Here is a 15,678-nt window from a genome sequence, read left to right on the forward strand (position 1 = left end):
CCGGTGCGCGGCATGCTCATTACCGTGCGCCACGACCGAACAGAACGACTTCCACGGTCTCGATCAGGATCACCATGTCGAGCAGGAGGTTGTGGTTCTTCACGTAGAACAGGTCGTACTTGAGCTTTTCCGCCGCGTCTTCTTCCGACGCACCGTACGGGTAACTGAGTTGCGCCCAGCCCGCCAGGCCCGGTTTGAGGCAATGTCGAAGGCTGTAATAACGGATCTTCGTCGCAAGGTCGGCGACGAACTGCGGACGTTCCGGGCGCGGTCCGACGATGCTCATTTCGCCTTTGAGCACGTTCCATAGCTGCGGCAGTTCGTCGAAACGCAGCTTGCGGCAGATACGGCCCACTCGCGTCACGCGGTTATCGCCCTGGCAGGCCCAGCGCGCGACGCCATCGCATTCGGCATCGGTGCGCATGCTGCGGAACTTGTACAGCCAGAATGTCTTGCCGTGCTCGCCGACGCGTTCCTGCAGATAGAGAACCGGTTGACCGCGACCGGATTCGAGCCATATCGCCAGTGCCACGGCCAGCATCAACGGCCAGAAAAGCACGAGCATCGTGCCTGCCGCCAGCAGGTCGAAGCAGCGTTTGCCCAGCAGATGGATTGGCGTGGCGTTGAAGCCTCGCGAGAAAACCAGCCACGAAGGATCGAGCATCGACAGCTGCAAGCGTCCGGATTCGCGCTCGAAGAAGGTAGTGAGGTCGGTGATCGTGACGCCCGCCTGCCGGCATTCGAGCAGCGCATCCATGGGAAGCCGGCCGCGCCGGTCGTCGACGCCCACCACGATTTCGTCGACCTGGTAGCGTGCGGCGATCAGGTGCAGCGGCATATCGGACGTCAGTACCAGTTGCTCGGGCACGACGACCGGATCGTTGGGGCAGCGCAGGTAGCCGACGACGGTGAAGCCGCGACGGTCCGAGCGCCGCCGCATGCGATTGTGGATCTGCGCGGCGCGATCGCCGGCACCCAGGATGAGTACGCGGCGCTTCAGCGCCTCGATTTCCACCAGTCGCATGAAAGCGATGCGGAAGATGGCGACCGTGAGGAAACCGAGCACCAGCGCCATCGCCAGCACGCCGCGACCGACATAAGCCTGCGGAATGGCGTAATACACGACCACCAGCCCGATGCCGCCCAGCACGAAAGCGACCGCCTGCCGCGCGACGATGCCGAGCCAGTTGGTGCGCAGATGCGTGCGGTACTCGCCAAGCGCGAGCATGCCCAGGAAGATGACGATGGCGAATACCGCCGAACGCTGCGGCAGATGCCGCGTGAATTCGGCGAGGTCGTCCGGGTACAGGAAGAAGCGCAGGTACATCGCGACATTCAACGATCCCGCCAGCAGGAGTAGTTCGCACAGGGCGAGCAGTAATAGCCAGCGCACGATGCGCAGCCGCAGAATCCGAAGCATCCCGTTACCCCTTTGCCGTTGATTTCCGCCTCCCCCAAGGCATGCACGACGTTAGTCCGTGGACGGGGCGGGCGCTATGTCACGAACGGTCAGGACGGGTAGGCCGGATGGTCAGGTCGTTTGGAATGGCTGGTGTGTACAGACCGTGGGGCGGCTCGGCTTCGCCATCGCTATTGCCATCGCGCTCGGACGTTTCGGGGAGAGCCGTCGGCCACCGCCCTCGACGCTCCGTCTCCACCGTCGCTCGGGAAGGGATAGCCGCTGCGCGGCTGGTGTTTTAATGGCTGCGCCCCGCCGCGCTCGGTTCCGCAAGTCGCGTCGAGGGCGGTGGCCGACGGCTCTTCCGGGTGTTGCGGCCTCGCAAACGCACGAGCGTGAGACGACGAAACCGCAAGCGACACGAACTACGCCGTGGCTGTCTCTACCCCTCTAAACCACCACCAGCAACTCCCGCAAATGCTCCGCCAGCCGCAAACTCAGCGCGACGATCGTAAACGTGGGAAATGCCCAGCCACCGGTAGGAAAGACCGAGCTGCCGGCAACGTGAAGATTCGCCACCCCATGCACGCGACAGTTGGAATCGACGACGCCCTTCGTGGGATCGGTCGACATGCGCGTCGTGCCGATATGGTGCGCGGTACCGTGTACGCGTGGCGGTGCATTGTCGTCGGCGAGCCAGGGAGCCAGTTCGAAGCGGCCGCCGCAGGCGCTGGCCAGTTCGTCGCCGAACAGCGTCGCGGAGGTGCGGTAGGTATGCCGGTCAAGCGGCGTCAGGCGCCAGTCGATGCGCACCTTGCGCAGACCCAGCGCATCCACATCGTCGCCGAGCGTAATCCGGCTGTCGGGATTGGGCGCCTGTTCGAAGTAACCCACAAGCTCGACATGATTGCTGCGGACGGTCGGCTTTCCGGTGAGCTTATGTACGAAGGCCCGGGCGATGTCGCCCATGCCCAGTCCCAGCCGCAACGTCAGTTTCGCCAGCCCGTCGACAGGCACGATGGTATCGTCGCCGGGCGAGGGGCCGTTCTTCATCGCGGCGCATAGTCTGGCTTCCAGCACCGCGTTTTCGTCCAGCTTGCGCGATCGAAGCATCGCGCGCAGTTCGCGCAGGGCACGCAGTCCCTTCGGCACGGCGCTTTCGACGGCGAACGGATGCACGCGTCCGCTCAACAGCCGATGGGTATGTTGTGCCTGCACGGACAGGCCTATTTCGGGGAAGGAGGGTGCGGGACCTTTTCCCAAATTGCGGTCGTACGGCTGGGTCAGTCGCTCGGGCGTATCCGTGTGCACGGTGCCCAGACTGCCGCTGGGATGATCCATGAAGAACCGGCCGACCAGGTCGTGGTCGTTGCCGAGCCCGTTTTTCGCCACCGAATCGGAAAGCAGCAGGAGTCGCGCATTTTCGATGCCGCCCGATGCCAGGACATAGTGGCGCGCATGCACCGTGCCGCGTCGGCCGTCGAGGGTGCCGATGGCGGCCTCGTTTATCGACGCGGCGCCTTCGTCGCTCTTCAGTTCGAGCAGGTTCGCATGCAGCAGCACCGTGATATTGGTCGCGCGCTCCAGTTCTTCGCGGTACGCGTTGCCGAACAGGATCGGGCTGCGCGCGAATACCTGGTTTACGAGTTTGTCCGCATCGAAGGCAATCGGCTGGTGAGCAAGCGGCGCCAGGAACGAGCCGTCCGCGAATTCGTGCGGGTCGATGCGGCAGTAGTCGCGCGCGCGTACATAGAACGGTTCGAGTTCGGCATACGACAGCGGCCAGCCGCTATGCGGCACCCAGTCGCGTGCATGCATGTCCTGCTGGCCCAGCGGTATGCAGCCGCCGCCCCACAGATTGCAGCTGCCACCGAATACCCGCATGCGCGAACTGGCGGGATCGAAGACCTGGCTGCCGATGGAGGTGCCTGCGTAAAGCTGTTGTGTGCGCTCCTCGCCAGCGAGGCCGCCACTTTCGACCACGCATACCGTGATGCCCGATCCGATGAACGATCGCGCGATGGCGATGCCCGCGGCACCGGCGCCGATGACGCACAGGTCGACGTCGAAAACGGTCGGACCCGCCTCTTCCAGATAATCGACGATCACGAGGCCTCCCAGATAACCAAGCAGTGCAGGACCTAGGTCCTGTAATAGTCGCGATACCAGCGTACGAATTCCTTCACGCCGGTTTCTACTGACACCTTCGGCCTATATCCAACGGCCGATACCAGTTCGGAAACATCGGCTTCGGTATCCGGTACGTCGCCCGGCTGGAGGGGCAGCATGTTCAGGCGGGCGCGCTGGCCGAGGCATGCCTCCAGTACTTCGATGTAATGCATGAGTTCCACCGGCTCTTCGTTGCCGATGTTGTAGATGCGGTAGGGCGCGACGCCGCTGCTGGCCGGATCGGGTGCCTTGCCATCCCAGTCTGCATTGGTCTGGGGCAGGTGATCGAGCGAACGCACGACGCCTTCGGCGATGTCGTCGACATAGGTGAAGCTGCGCTTGTGGTGCCCATGATTGAAGACGGGAATCGGTTCGTCCGCGAGGATCGCTCGAGTGAACAGGAATAGCGCCATGTCCGGTCGGCCCCAGGGGCCGTAGACGGTGAAGAAACGCAGGCCCGTGCAGCGCACGCCGTACAGGTGGGCGTAGCTGTGCGCCATCTGCTCGTTCGCTTTTTTCGACGCGGCATATAGCGTGAGCGGATGTTCGGTCGGTTCGTGCTCGGAGAACGGAAGCCGCGTATTGGCGCCGTAGACCGAACTGGTGGAGGCGAAAACCAGATGCTCCACGTTGTGGTGACGGCAACCTTCAATGATGTGCAGAAAGCCGGTGATGTTGCTCGATACATAGACGTGCGGGTTCTCGGCGGCATAGCGCACACCGGCCTGAGCGGCGAGGTGCACCACCCGTTGCGGCTTATGCGTGGCGAAAGTCGCCTCCATGGCCGTGCGATCGGACAGATCGGCATGGATATGCGTATAGGCCGGATGTTCCGCGAAACGCGCCAGGCGCGCTTTTTTAAGCGTGACGTCGTAATAGTCGTTGAGGTTGTCCAGGCCGATGACCTCGTCGCCGCGCGCCAGCAACCGCTGCGCGACATACGAACCGATGAACCCGGCCGTACCGGTGACCAGAATTTTCATGACCGGCCAACTCGTTTATAAACGTCCATCGACGGCATCCCGTGGAAGCACGTACTTCACGTCGTAGATCACCGATTCCGGCTTGCCGAACGCACGGATGCCGACTGCGCCAAGCGCGACGAATTCCCGGTGGCCGACGGCGACGATCACCGCGTCGTACTGTCCCGTACGGGGCTCCACGATCGGATCGATGCCATATTCGTGCCGCGCCTCGGCGCCGTTCACCCACGGGTCGTGGATGTCGACCTGGGCGTTGTAACTTTGCAAGGCGTGCAGGATGTCCACGACACGCGTATTGCGCAGGTCGGGGCAGTTTTCCTTGAAGGCCAGGCCCAGCACCAATACGCGTGCACGCACAGGGTTGATGCCTTTGTGCACCATCAGACGAATGACTTCGTTGGCGATGTACGGCCCCATGCCGTCATTGGTGCGCCGTCCCGCCAGGATGACATCGGGGTGGTGCCCGACTTCGGCCGCCTTGTGTGTCAGGTAGTAGGGATCGACGCCGATGCAGTGACCGCCTACCAGACCCGGCCGGAAGGGCAGGAAATTCCACTTCGTTCCGGCGGCCTGCAGAACTTCCAGCGTGTCGATGCCGAGCTTGTTGAACAGGATGGCCAGATCGTTGACCAGCGCGATATTGAGGTCGCGCTGCGTGTTCTCGATCACCTTGGCGGCCTCGGCCACCTTCAGGCAACTGGCCTTGTGCGTGCCGGCGGTAATCACGGAGGCATACAGGCTATCGACGAAGTCCGCCGTTTCGGGCGTGGAACCGGAGGTGACCTTGAGAATGCTGGTCACGCGGTGCGCCTTGTCGCCGGGATTGATTCGTTCGGGGCTATAGCCGGCGAAGAAATCGCGATTGAAGGTGAGTCCCGATGACTGTTCCAGGATCGGCACACAGACTTCTTCCGTGCAGCCCGGATACACCGTCGACTCGTAAATCACCACATCGCCGGGCTTCAGTACGTGACCGATCAGTTCGCTGGCACGGATCAGCGGCGTCAGGTCCGGTCGCTTCGCGCTGTCGATGGGCGTGGGCACTGTGACGATGAATACGTTGCACTCGTGGATGTCGTCCAGTTCCGCCGAAAACGTCAGGCGATGGGCTTCGCCCAGTTCGTTGGCGTCGACTTCCAGCGTATTGTCGACACCGGCACGGAGTTCCGCGATGCGCGTGGCGTTGATGTCGAATCCGACGGTGTCATAGCGCTTGCCGAACTCAACGGCCAGAGGCAGGCCGACATAGCCCAGACCGACGACGGCAAGCCGCGTGCTTTCCAGATTCCGCATACGATCATCCTGTCCGCTTGGGTGGCGCCCGGGTTCACTGCGCGTGACCGGCGTCCGCGAATACCGACTGCCGCCCCGTGGGGCATTCGACGAGTCTCGAACGTACGATGGCGACATGCCGTGATTCCCCGATAGCCGGCGAAAACAGCCTAACAGGACACCGGGCGCTTGCCCCTCTAGCCAGAAGGAGGATGCCGTTAGCTGGGTGGACAGGATGTCGCGAGCGTCGCGAAGTCATACAGGCGGGGTCCGGCGACGCCGGAATCGTCGGTCAGCCACGCGATGGCAACGGTATGACCGGTAACGGGACGTTCGCGCCAGAAACGCCAGGCGCGTCGGTCGTCGGCCGGACCCTGGAAAACGATGTCCTCGCCGTCGACCGCAAAGGAAAAGCCGGCGAGCGGAACGGACAGGCCTTCCCCCCGTCCCTTCACATACGCTTCTTTCAGTGTCCAAAGGTCGATGAAGTGGGCGGCGCGCCCGGCTTCCGGCACGCGGCGAAGGCTCTCTATTTCGGCCGCCGAGAAGTGTGCTTTCGCGAGATCCATGTTGTCCATGACCCGCGCGGGCGCTTCGACGTCGACCCCCAGCCGGCCGCTGTCCGCGACGGCGAGGACGATGAGGCCGTCGGTATGCGACAGATTGAAGGCGAGCGGGCGAGGTGGGGCGAGCAGCGAAGGTTTACCGTATTCGTTCGTGCCGAATCGCAGTGTTCCGGGATCGACGTTCAGGTAGCCGGCAAGCACGGTACGCAGCATGCCGTGGGCGACGAGGTATTGATGGCGGTGTCGTGCCTGGACGAAGCGTTGCTGTCTGGCCACCTCGTCGGCCTCCAGCATCGCGCGAAAACGATCGAGAACGGTCTCGCCGACGATGCGTTCATCGTCGGCGAACCAGAGGTCGACGCATCCGGGCAGGGTGTCCATGGGGCAAGCGTACCCTAACCGCGAATGCATCCGGAGTGGGTCGACGCACGTATATCCCTGTACCCCAATGCCGGGGTGTTCCCAAGGATTCGACATGAACACGACCAAGCCCATGCGTGCGCTTTGCCTGGCTTTCTCTATCGCGAGCGTCCTGGCTGTTTGCGCTCCGGTCATGGCAGGCGATGCCATGGGTGCCGATAAGACGGTCATGGTGGGCGGCGCCGCCATGTATCCGAGCAAGAACATCATTGAGAATGCGGTCAATTCGAAAGACCACACGACCCTCGTCGCAGCTGTCAAAGCCGCGGGTCTGGTCGATACGCTGTCCGGCCCCGGCCCGTTCACGGTATTCGCGCCAACCAATGAAGCCTTCGCTGCGCTGCCGGCGGGCACCGTCGATACGCTGGTGAAGCAGGAAAACAAGGCGACGCTGACGAAGATCCTGACCTATCACGTGGTGGCGGGTCGATACACCGCGAACGATCTTATGGCCCAGGTGAAGAAGGCGGGCGGCAAAGCGACACTGACCACCGTGCAGGGCGAGCCGCTGACCGTGGTCCAGTCGGGTAATGTCCTTGAAGTGAGCGACGCCAAAGGCAATACGGCACACGTTACGATCCGCGACGTGATGCAATCGAACGGCGTGATTCACGTCATCGACAAGGTACTGATGCCTTAAGACGCGACGCGGCCTGTGCCGTCAGACGAGCCCCGGACGGCTCGTCTGACGGCGGCGGGACGCTTAGCGATGCAGGGTACGGATCGCGTCGACAATGACCCTGGGGCTGTGTAGCCCCTTGTAGACCGCTGGCGGTTTCTTATCCAGTTTCAGCAAGGTGTAAACCGCACTCATCGCACTGCGCACGGAATACTCCACCGTGAACACCACGTCATCGGGTTGCTCGGCGTATTGACCCATGAAGGCGAGGTTGGTCGATCCTTGCGGGACGACTTTGGGCCGGTCGCCGGCCTTGCGCACCATGAACTGACTGGTGATATACGGCATGGTGCAGGGAATGCAATTGGAACTGGCGAGGATGGCGTCCTTGTCCTGCTGGCTGAAGTGCAGATGTCCCAGCACTTCCTGCAGGATTTCAGCACCGTTGCATTCGACCATGGACTTTTTGACATAGTCGCCGGGACGGTCGTGGAACAGGCCATAGCCCCACCAGACAAACGTGCCTTCCGGCTGGTTCGGGAAGAATGGCTGGTGGTAGATGGAAATCGTGATCAGCCAGTTGGAGTCTTTGAAGGTAATCAGTCCGCCGGTGCCGGGTTTGCTTCCGCTGAATTTTTCCATCAGCTCGAAGAACAGCGGGTCCTTGACCGTGACGGTGTATGAAATCCATGACGATTCGGCGATGTTGCCGTTGAACGCCGAGGGGTTGCCGAAATGCGGCCTGCCTTCGGCAAGCGTTTCCCATAGCCGCCAGGCACCCGCCTTGTTGCTGCGGTCCATCACCGGCGCTTGCGTCATCGATCCGAATACCTTGTCGGCCGTCATCGAGCCGTTGGTGACGAATACCTTGTCGCCGTCGCCGATATCGATATGTCCGTCGACACCTTTTTCCCGGTATTCGATGCCGGTAACGGTGATCGCGTCCGTCCCCGATTTGAAATGCAGATCCCCGACGCGCACGCCATAGCGAAAATCCACCTGCCGATCCTTCAGCCAGCGCACCAGCGGTACGGCGAAGCTGTCGTACTGGTTGTACAGGCTGCGGTAGATGTTTTCCTGCGTATCGATGGTGGAGAAGTGATGCACGAACCGTTGCAGATAGCGCTTGAACTCTATCGCGCTGTGCCAGCGCTCGAAGGCGAACAGGGTGCACCATTCGAACCAGAAGTTGGTCTGGAAGAAGTGCTCTTCGAAGCAGTCGGTGATGCGTTTGGAATCGAGCATCCCCTCCGGCTCGGCCATGATCCTGACCAGGTCTATCCGGTCCTTCTCGGTAAAATCCATGCTGTGGAAATCCGGGATTTTTCCATCGCGGTCCACGAGGCGTGCCTTGTTGTACCAGGGCGTCGCCTTGTTGGAGAGATCGGTTTCTTCCTTGATCGAAATATTGGGATTGCTTAACGAAGGAATCGATGCCAACAGGTCGAACGTGCACTGGTACATCGCCTCGAACATCCGGCTTCCACTCATGTAGTAACCGGTATCGGCATTGCCGTGCGCGTCGAATGCACCGCCGAACTGGTGCGATTCTTCAAGAATCGCAATGTCCTTGCCTGAAACGCCGCCATCGCGGATCAGAAACGCCGCCCCGGCCAGAGACGCGATACCGCTTCCTACGAAATAGTATTTGCCCATGGACTACCTGCCTGGTGAGAAATGCTTGGAGGTGTGTACGAAGGGCAACTGGTATCGCATACCTGTGTGAAAACTTTGTGTAGGTCAGCGATTCGATGCTTGTTGATACGCCCGCGCGACCAGCGGCTGCGCCCACGCAGGCGTCCGCGCCATATCGTCCGCGGTCCGCGGGAAAGTGACCGCGCCTTCGTGCAATGCGAGGACCAGCCATGGGGCAGGGACGTGACCGGTCTTCGGGTCGGCATCGACACTGTTGTCGTACGCCAGCAGTGTATGCAGCCGGGGAATGAGGCGCGCGAGATTCTGGCGGCTGGCGTTGTATCGCTGTCGCACTTTTTCTTCGGGAATGTCGTGGCCACCGGCGCCTACCCGACTGCGAATGCGTTCCAGATGTCTCTCGGGACTGTCGAGGCCGCAATACCAGAGCCCGATCTCGAATCCCGCGTCGGCGGCTTCGAGCAACAGGCCGGTAACGGTGGCGCCACCCAGCGTGGTTTCGAAGACATAGTCCTTGCGGGTCGCGATCGCATCTTCAAGACGACGTACGCTTTCCTGCCAGGCGAGCGCATTGGCTTCGCCTGGCTCCATGCCGGGATGCGTTTCGAGAATGGCGCGTGTCTGTTCGTCGGGGTTGAAGTATTCGCCGCCCTTTTCGCGAAGCATGGCGCCGGCGATGCTGCTTTTACCGGCGCCATTGGTGCCGGCCAGCACCGTGATGCGTGGCATCAATGCTTGCCTTTACCTGCCGCGCGAGCCGCTGCGGCTCCGAGTTGCTCCGGTGTGGCGCCGAACAGCGCGTCCACGCCGGCCTGTGCACGGGGCGTACGCATGCCGGCTACCAGACGATCGAAATCGGCCTGCAAGGGGGCGAGGGGATCGGGAGCGGCCTGGACCAGCCGCGCGTATTCTTCGACCGACAACATCACCGCCGCTGGCCGTGCGTTGCGTGTGATCACGACCGGCCGCGCACTGCGCGTGACGCGTTCGAGCAATTGCGCGAAGCCGTTCTTGGCTTCGGTGCTGGGGAGCGATTCGAGGTTCGCGGTCTGGCCGTGGAGGCCGGGAAGCGCAATGGTCTGGGACATGAGAGCACCTTACATGTGCCCGGGTGCCGGATCCTTGGGAGCGACGCCGGGCGGCGAACCGGCCTGGGCATCCGTCCAGGCTCTGGAGGCGAGATTACGCCAAAACGCTCTTTCTATCCAATATGGTTAATATGGCCATTCATATCCGTAAACCAGACTGTCGGGTGGCCTCATTCTGAGTCGGAACGGATCGCATGGACGAGGGGATGCCGAGATGAATCTGAGTTTTTCAGGGGTATTAACGGGCGTTATGGCCGCGGCCATGGTCACGTGGGGGCCCGTCGCGCCCGCACAGGATGCTGCGCCGGTGAGTCCGGCATGGAAAACGGTTCCCGCGACCAGCGTTTCCGACCCCGATCTGGTGGCGGTGAACCTGAAGGACCGGATCGTCGTATGGAACGACGCCCGATCCACGGAAGCCGCCACCGAGGCCTGGCTGCTTGCCGACGTGCCTTTCGACAAAGCCCGGAAAGCGGTAGAGACGGCACTGAAGGGTTTTGGCGATTTCGACGTCAGTACCGAAAACAGGTCGCTGGCGGATCTGCCCGATGCCTGGGACGAGGTATTGCTGTCCCGGCGTGCCGACTTGCGCGATGCGCTGGCAAAACGTTCCGATCTGCCGAAGCTCACACTGGCGCTAAAAGAAGGCGTACTCACCGCCGAAGAAGTCGAACGGCGTATGGACGCGGCACGTGCCGTGACGATATCTGCGCCGCAGTATCGTCAATCAGTCGATGCTTATCGGGTGACCTATCCGGAATATTACGCAACGCAGGATCGCAGCTACGGCTTGCTTCGCAGAAGCGGCAGCGAACTGGTCGTCCATGTCTTCGACGTCTCCGCCATCTTCGGGCATGCCGCCACCGTGGTGCGGATATCCCGCGCGGATACCTTCCCGAATCCCGATTACGCCAAACAGCAGGCGCAGCGCACGGTGCTGAGTTCACCGGTGCAGGGCAAGGTGACCTATGGCGTCGTGCCGGCTCCACTCTTCGAGGCCGTGCATGCCGTACTTGCGTCGGCGAATCCGGGGACGGCGGTACAGGTGGCGTCGAGGCCGGCGTTCTGGATGGCTCCCGTCAAGACGAGGTCCGGCGTTCCCACGATGACGCTTGTTCCTCCGCAGGCGGAACGGCCGCCGATCGAAGCGGAATCCATACCCTGGGCAGCCATCGCGAATGCGCAATCGAATGCCATCAGTTATGCGCAGGACCTGATTGCACTCCCCGATGGCGATCTGCTGCTAAGCGTCGAAGTGCTGGGCGGCGGCGTTTTCTCGTCGGGAGTGTGGCGACTGCATTGGCAGGGCGGGCAGTGGAAGGAAGACCTTGTCTGGCAGAACAAGGATATTCCGAGACAGCTCGTGCTAAGCGCGGATGGGCATACCGTGTGGTTCTCCAGCTCGCCGGCGAACACCGGCGACTTCACGTTCTATGCCTATGACGTCGCTTCACAGAAGGTCAGCACGTATAAAGTGAATCAGGTCGGTGCGCGCGACGCGATCAAATATCAGCCCTGGGAACTTAGCGACGGACAGTGGCCCGTCTATTTCGATCACAGCTATGCGACGAAGGACGCTGGCCCTCTGGGCTATCAGCGATTCGAGGCATTCCAGCCCACCGGAAAGCCGCCGGCCGATGGCGGTGCGTGGTCGTTCCAGCCCACGCTTAAATCCGCCCGCCAGGCCATGATGGACGTACCGATGAAGGGCAATACGCAAATCGCGCCCGTGCGCTGGCGCGGTCAGACATCGTTCTGGACCGAAGACGCGTCGGGCATCGCCGAACTGGATGCGGGCAACGGACATGTGCTTCGCGCATTCCAGGTAGCTCAGCGTTCCGGTACGCCCGATAGCAACGATGCGACGGGTGGGGCCAGTTGGGTACCGAGGGCGCTGGGCTCGCCGGAAGCCGGCTGGATCGCGACAGGCTTCGTGCTGTCGCTGACCGACGACGGCAGCATGCCGCCGAAAATCGAAGGCAAGCCGGACCGTAGCGATCGCTTTGTGGGCATGCATGTCGTCAACGTAAAAGACGGCAGCGTGCGGCTGTCCGCGTTGCTCGGCCGGGCCGATACGTTGAAGGCTGCTGCGCGTTCGGCGAATGGACGTCTGCTTGCGCTGGGCTCCAATGGTGTCCGGGCGGGTCCGAAAGTAGCCCTTTGGGACGTGGCGAAGTCGCAGGTATCGTTGCAGCTTACGGCGCCGGGCCGCGGAGAGTTGCATGCACTGGCGTTCTCGTGGAATGGTGCCGACCTCTGGGCGCTTACCACGACCGGCATTCTGCATTGGCGCGTCCCCGATGCACTTGTGGACGCGGCAAGTCATGGAAGCTTTCCGGACCAGTCCCGCGACTAAATACCTTAGACACTTCTGCGTCACTCCCGAAACTTCATCGCGGAACAGATACTTCAATGAAAATCTTGCTGGTTATTGCCGTTGTGCTTGTCGTGTATCTCACGGGCCGTATCGGTTTCGGCATGGCCGTGCTGGCGGGGCTGGGCTTCGTGGTCGCCGCCGTTCTTGTACTGATCCTGTTGACGCGGCTGAGCGGCAAGAAAGAATCGCCTGCCGACGCGGCGGTGCCGGAAGAAACGAAGCCGCCGGGCGCGTCCGCCGAGAGCACCGAACCTGTCGAGCTGGCTCCCGCTATCGAGGCGTTGCAGGCCGGAAGTTTTCAGAAGGCGATCGACCTTGCCGAACCGTATGTGCAGGATGCTCGCGACGACATCCGCATCGATGCCGTGCGTCTGACCGGGTTCGGGCATGCCGGGCTTGGACAGCATGCGCAGGCCTATCCTTGCTGGGTAGCAGTGACCGAAGCCGAGCCGTCCTCGCAGAATTATCTGAACGTTGCGTCGACTGCCGCGGTGATCGAACGCTTCGACGACGCGGAAGCGGCATACCAGACATGCCAGCGGATCTATACGCAGGAACGCGGTGCGGATCCCGCCGAAGGTTTGATCTTCAACGGCCAGTATCAGGCCAACTTCCTGTCCTCGCTGGATAGGGCGGGCCGCCCCGATCTGGCGTTCAAGTACCTCGAACCGCTAGCCGGTTTCTATCGAAGCCTGCACATCACCGATTCGACGTTCCTGCACCTGCGGCACATGCCGTTCTTCGAAGTGTTTCTGGAGCAGTCGTTGCCGCTGGTGCGCCGTGTGCTGGACGAGGCGGCGCTGACGACGTGGTACCGCACCATCCACGATGCGGTCGATGAGCCGGGGCAGGCGATGTTTGCGCGGTATCACGTGCCGTATTGAATCCACGACGCTTTTTTGTCGCGCCGGGCAACGAACGCGTCACAGGCGCCGTACATGCGCCTGTGACGCACGCCGGATGGGTCAGTAACGGATCGGATTCGATGCCATCAATGGCGACGCCGTGGTCTTCTGGCCGTCGACCGTGGCGCCGGCAAAGGCGAGGCTCGGCGCGAAGTACTTATTGACGTCCGCCGGGAAGTTGAGCGTGGGCGTCGACGCGTTATCGAGCGTGGCGATCTGCGCGTCGGTGAGTTTGATCTCCAGCGCCGCGAGGTTGGCGTGGAGCTGCTCGATCCGGCGCGCACCGATAAGCGTCGATGTCACACCCGGACGACTCTGTACCCAGGCAAGCGCCACGGCGGCGGGCGTGGCGTTCAGTTCCCCGGCGACGGACAGCAGCGCATCGATGACGACATAGTCTTTCTCGGTCGGCATGCCGACCAGTGCGGCGCGATCGGACGCGATGGTCGCGGCGTTTTCGCGGGTGTATTTGCCCGTAAGCCATCCGCCCCGAAGCGGACTCCACGGCATGACGCCAAGACCAAGGTCCTGCGCCATCGGCGTCAGTTCGCCTTCGACCGTCCGTTGCAACAGCGAGTATTCGATCTGCATCGCGATCAGCGGCGACCAGCCGCGGAAATGCGCGAGGGTTTGTGCTTGCGCGACCTTCCACGCCGGTACGTCGGAAATGCCGAGATAGCGCACTTTGCCTGCGGTCACCAGATCGTCCATGGCTCGCAGGGTTTCCTCGATGGGTGCGGTGCGGTCCCAATTGTGCAGCCAGTAAAGATCGATGTAGTCGGTTTGCAGGCGGCGCAGCGATTCGTCGCATTGTTCGACGATGGCCTTGCGCCCGGCGCCGCCGCCGTTCGGATCGCCCAGATGGAGATTGCCGAAGAACTTCGTGGCGATGACGGTGCGGTCCCGGCGATGTTTCCGCTTCGCGAAGAAGTCGCCGATGATCTTTTCGGAATGGCCGATCGTGTAGATGTTCGCGGTATCGATGAAGTTGCCGCCCCGGTCGAGGTATTCGGTGAGGATGGCTTCCGACTCGGCGACCGGCGAACCCCAGCCCCATTCTTCGCCGAAGGTCATCGTACCCAGGCAGAAGGGGCTGACGCGAAGGCCGGAGCGGCCGAGACTGACATAGGAATCGAGGGACATGGGGGCTTTCCTTGAATGAACGGTGGCCTGGACAGGCCCATCCATCAAAGCGTACGGCGCGGTCTGGCCGGTAGATCGTTCGGCCCAACCTCTTTCACGATCCTGCCAATCTGGCGACATTTGTGTGTGCCGCCGTTGCGTTTCCGGCGTTCGGCGGTATGAATAGGCGCATGGAACCTCTTGCCGAACTTCGCCTGCTGATTGCCCGCCACGCCCGGCCGGGGCGGACGGACACGGCTATCGCCAACGTGAAGATGATGGCGTCCGACGTGCCTACCGGACACATTCACCACGTTGGCGAGCCCACGCTGGCCATGGTCGCGCAAGGTGTCAAGCGCACGGTGCTCGCCGATAAGGTGTTCGAATACGACTCGGGGGAGTATCTGGTGGCGTCCGTTGACCTGCCGGTCGCCAGCCGTATCGTCCGGGCCAGCGTCGACGCGCCCTTCCTGGGTGTCGGCATGATGTTGAAGCCGGCGACTATCGCTACCTTGTTACTGGACACGGCCGCCAGCGATCACGCGACTGTCGAGCCGGCGGGTATGGGTATCAGCAAGGTCACGAACGATTTGCTCGAGGCGATGGTTCGCCTGCTACGCCTGCTGGATCGTCCGGAGGACGTCGCGGTGCTCGGCCCGATGATCGAGCGGGAGATCTTGTGGCGACTTCTCGCCGGAGAACAAGGCCCTATGGTGCGCCAGATCGGGCTTGCCGACAGCAGGCTTTCGCAAATCAGCCATGCCATCCGCTGGATTTGCGTTCACTACGCGGAACCCTTCCGCATAGAGGATCTGGCGCAACTGGCGGCGATGAGCCTCTCGTCCTTCCATCGTCATTTCCGCGCGGTCACGGCGATGAGCCCGCTTCAATATCAGAAACAGATCCGGTTGCAGGAAGCCCGTTCGCGGCTTCTGGCGGCATCGGACGATGTCGCGGCCGTCGGATTTGGCGTTGGCTACAACAGCCCCTCGCAATTCAGTCGCGAGTACAGCCGTCTGTTCGGTGCGTCGCCCAGCCAGGATATGGCGCGGCTACGAACCCTTCCGATGCCGGAGTGGAACGCGGTATGAAAACAGGCCAGCCA

At 62.1% G+C, this 15,678-nt stretch carries 13 protein-coding genes; 4 read left to right on the top strand and 9 right to left on the bottom strand.

Translation table 11 applies throughout. The features are described from left to right. Positions 1–19: 19 nt before the first annotated feature. The 5 genes from AC3IR3_RS09665 to AC3IR3_RS09685 all read right to left on the bottom strand — a co-directional run bounded on the left by AC3IR3_RS09665 (position 20) and on the right by AC3IR3_RS09685 (position 6,770). Positions 20–1,420, bottom strand: a complete 1,401-nt coding sequence (locus tag AC3IR3_RS09665; RefSeq protein ID WP_489196668.1) for a TIGR03013 family XrtA/PEP-CTERM system glycosyltransferase — start codon at positions 1,418–1,420, stop codon at positions 20–22. Between the two features lie 429 nt (positions 1,421–1,849). Continuing rightward, positions 1,850–3,508, bottom strand: a complete 1,659-nt coding sequence (locus AC3IR3_RS09670; protein ID WP_489196669.1) for a GMC oxidoreductase — start codon at positions 3,506–3,508, stop codon at positions 1,850–1,852. Positions 3,509–3,540: 32 nt separating this feature from the next. Then, positions 3,541–4,551 carry an NAD-dependent epimerase gene (locus tag AC3IR3_RS09675; protein ID WP_489196670.1) on the bottom strand — a complete coding sequence of 337 codons (1,011 nt, stop codon included), beginning with the start codon at positions 4,549–4,551 and terminating at the stop codon, positions 3,541–3,543. Between the two features lie 15 nt (positions 4,552–4,566). After that, the gene (gene tviB / locus AC3IR3_RS09680; RefSeq protein WP_489196671.1) at positions 4,567–5,844 is read right to left on the bottom strand and encodes a Vi polysaccharide biosynthesis UDP-N-acetylglucosamine C-6 dehydrogenase TviB; all 1,278 of its coding nucleotides are present in this window, start codon (positions 5,842–5,844) and stop codon (positions 4,567–4,569) included. Between the two features lie 197 nt (positions 5,845–6,041). Beyond that, positions 6,042–6,770, bottom strand: a complete 729-nt coding sequence (locus AC3IR3_RS09685; RefSeq protein WP_489196672.1) for a 4'-phosphopantetheinyl transferase family protein — start codon at positions 6,768–6,770, stop codon at positions 6,042–6,044. A gap of 94 nt (positions 6,771–6,864) precedes the next feature. On the opposite strand from AC3IR3_RS09685, the gene AC3IR3_RS09690 reads away from it, so the two are divergent. After that, positions 6,865–7,449 (top strand): fasciclin domain-containing protein, encoded by a 585-nt coding sequence (locus AC3IR3_RS09690; protein WP_489196673.1) that lies wholly within the window; start codon positions 6,865–6,867, stop codon positions 7,447–7,449. Positions 7,450–7,512: 63 nt separating this feature from the next. Here AC3IR3_RS09690 and AC3IR3_RS09695 read toward each other — a convergent pair whose 3' ends face one another. The 3 genes from AC3IR3_RS09695 to AC3IR3_RS09705 all read right to left on the bottom strand — a co-directional run bounded on the left by AC3IR3_RS09695 (position 7,513) and on the right by AC3IR3_RS09705 (position 10,169). Next, positions 7,513–9,084: an oleate hydratase gene (locus AC3IR3_RS09695; protein WP_489196674.1), complete on the bottom strand. Its 1,572-nt coding sequence runs from the start codon at positions 9,082–9,084 to the stop codon at positions 7,513–7,515. A gap of 84 nt (positions 9,085–9,168) precedes the next feature. Beyond that, positions 9,169–9,810: an ATPase gene (locus tag AC3IR3_RS09700; protein ID WP_489196675.1), complete on the bottom strand. Its 642-nt coding sequence runs from the start codon at positions 9,808–9,810 to the stop codon at positions 9,169–9,171. Further along, positions 9,810–10,169, bottom strand: a complete 360-nt coding sequence (locus AC3IR3_RS09705) for a type II toxin-antitoxin system Phd/YefM family antitoxin (protein WP_489196676.1) — start codon at positions 10,167–10,169, stop codon at positions 9,810–9,812. The genes AC3IR3_RS09700 and AC3IR3_RS09705 overlap by 1 nt, the downstream gene beginning before the upstream one ends. 214 nt (positions 10,170–10,383) lie before the next feature. On the opposite strand from AC3IR3_RS09705, the gene AC3IR3_RS09710 reads away from it, so the two are divergent. Next, the gene (locus AC3IR3_RS09710; RefSeq protein WP_489225039.1) at positions 10,384–12,525 is read left to right on the top strand and encodes a hypothetical protein; all 2,142 of its coding nucleotides are present in this window, start codon (positions 10,384–10,386) and stop codon (positions 12,523–12,525) included. Between the two features lie 56 nt (positions 12,526–12,581). Beyond that, positions 12,582–13,430, top strand: a complete 849-nt coding sequence (locus tag AC3IR3_RS09715) for an OadG family protein (protein WP_489196678.1) — start codon at positions 12,582–12,584, stop codon at positions 13,428–13,430. Between the two features lie 81 nt (positions 13,431–13,511). Here the strand turns inward: AC3IR3_RS09715 and AC3IR3_RS09720 are convergent, their stop codons facing one another. Then, complete coding sequence (locus tag AC3IR3_RS09720) at positions 13,512–14,594, bottom strand: aldo/keto reductase (RefSeq protein ID WP_489196679.1); 1,083 nt, start codon at positions 14,592–14,594, stop codon at positions 13,512–13,514. A 170-nt stretch (positions 14,595–14,764) separates the two neighbouring features. On the opposite strand from AC3IR3_RS09720, the gene AC3IR3_RS09725 reads away from it, so the two are divergent. Beyond that, the gene (locus AC3IR3_RS09725) at positions 14,765–15,664 is read left to right on the top strand and encodes an AraC family transcriptional regulator (protein ID WP_489196680.1); all 900 of its coding nucleotides are present in this window, start codon (positions 14,765–14,767) and stop codon (positions 15,662–15,664) included. Positions 15,665–15,678: the final 14 nt, after the last annotated feature.

The sequence above is a fragment of the Luteibacter sp. GL_149 genome, assembly GCF_057834065.1.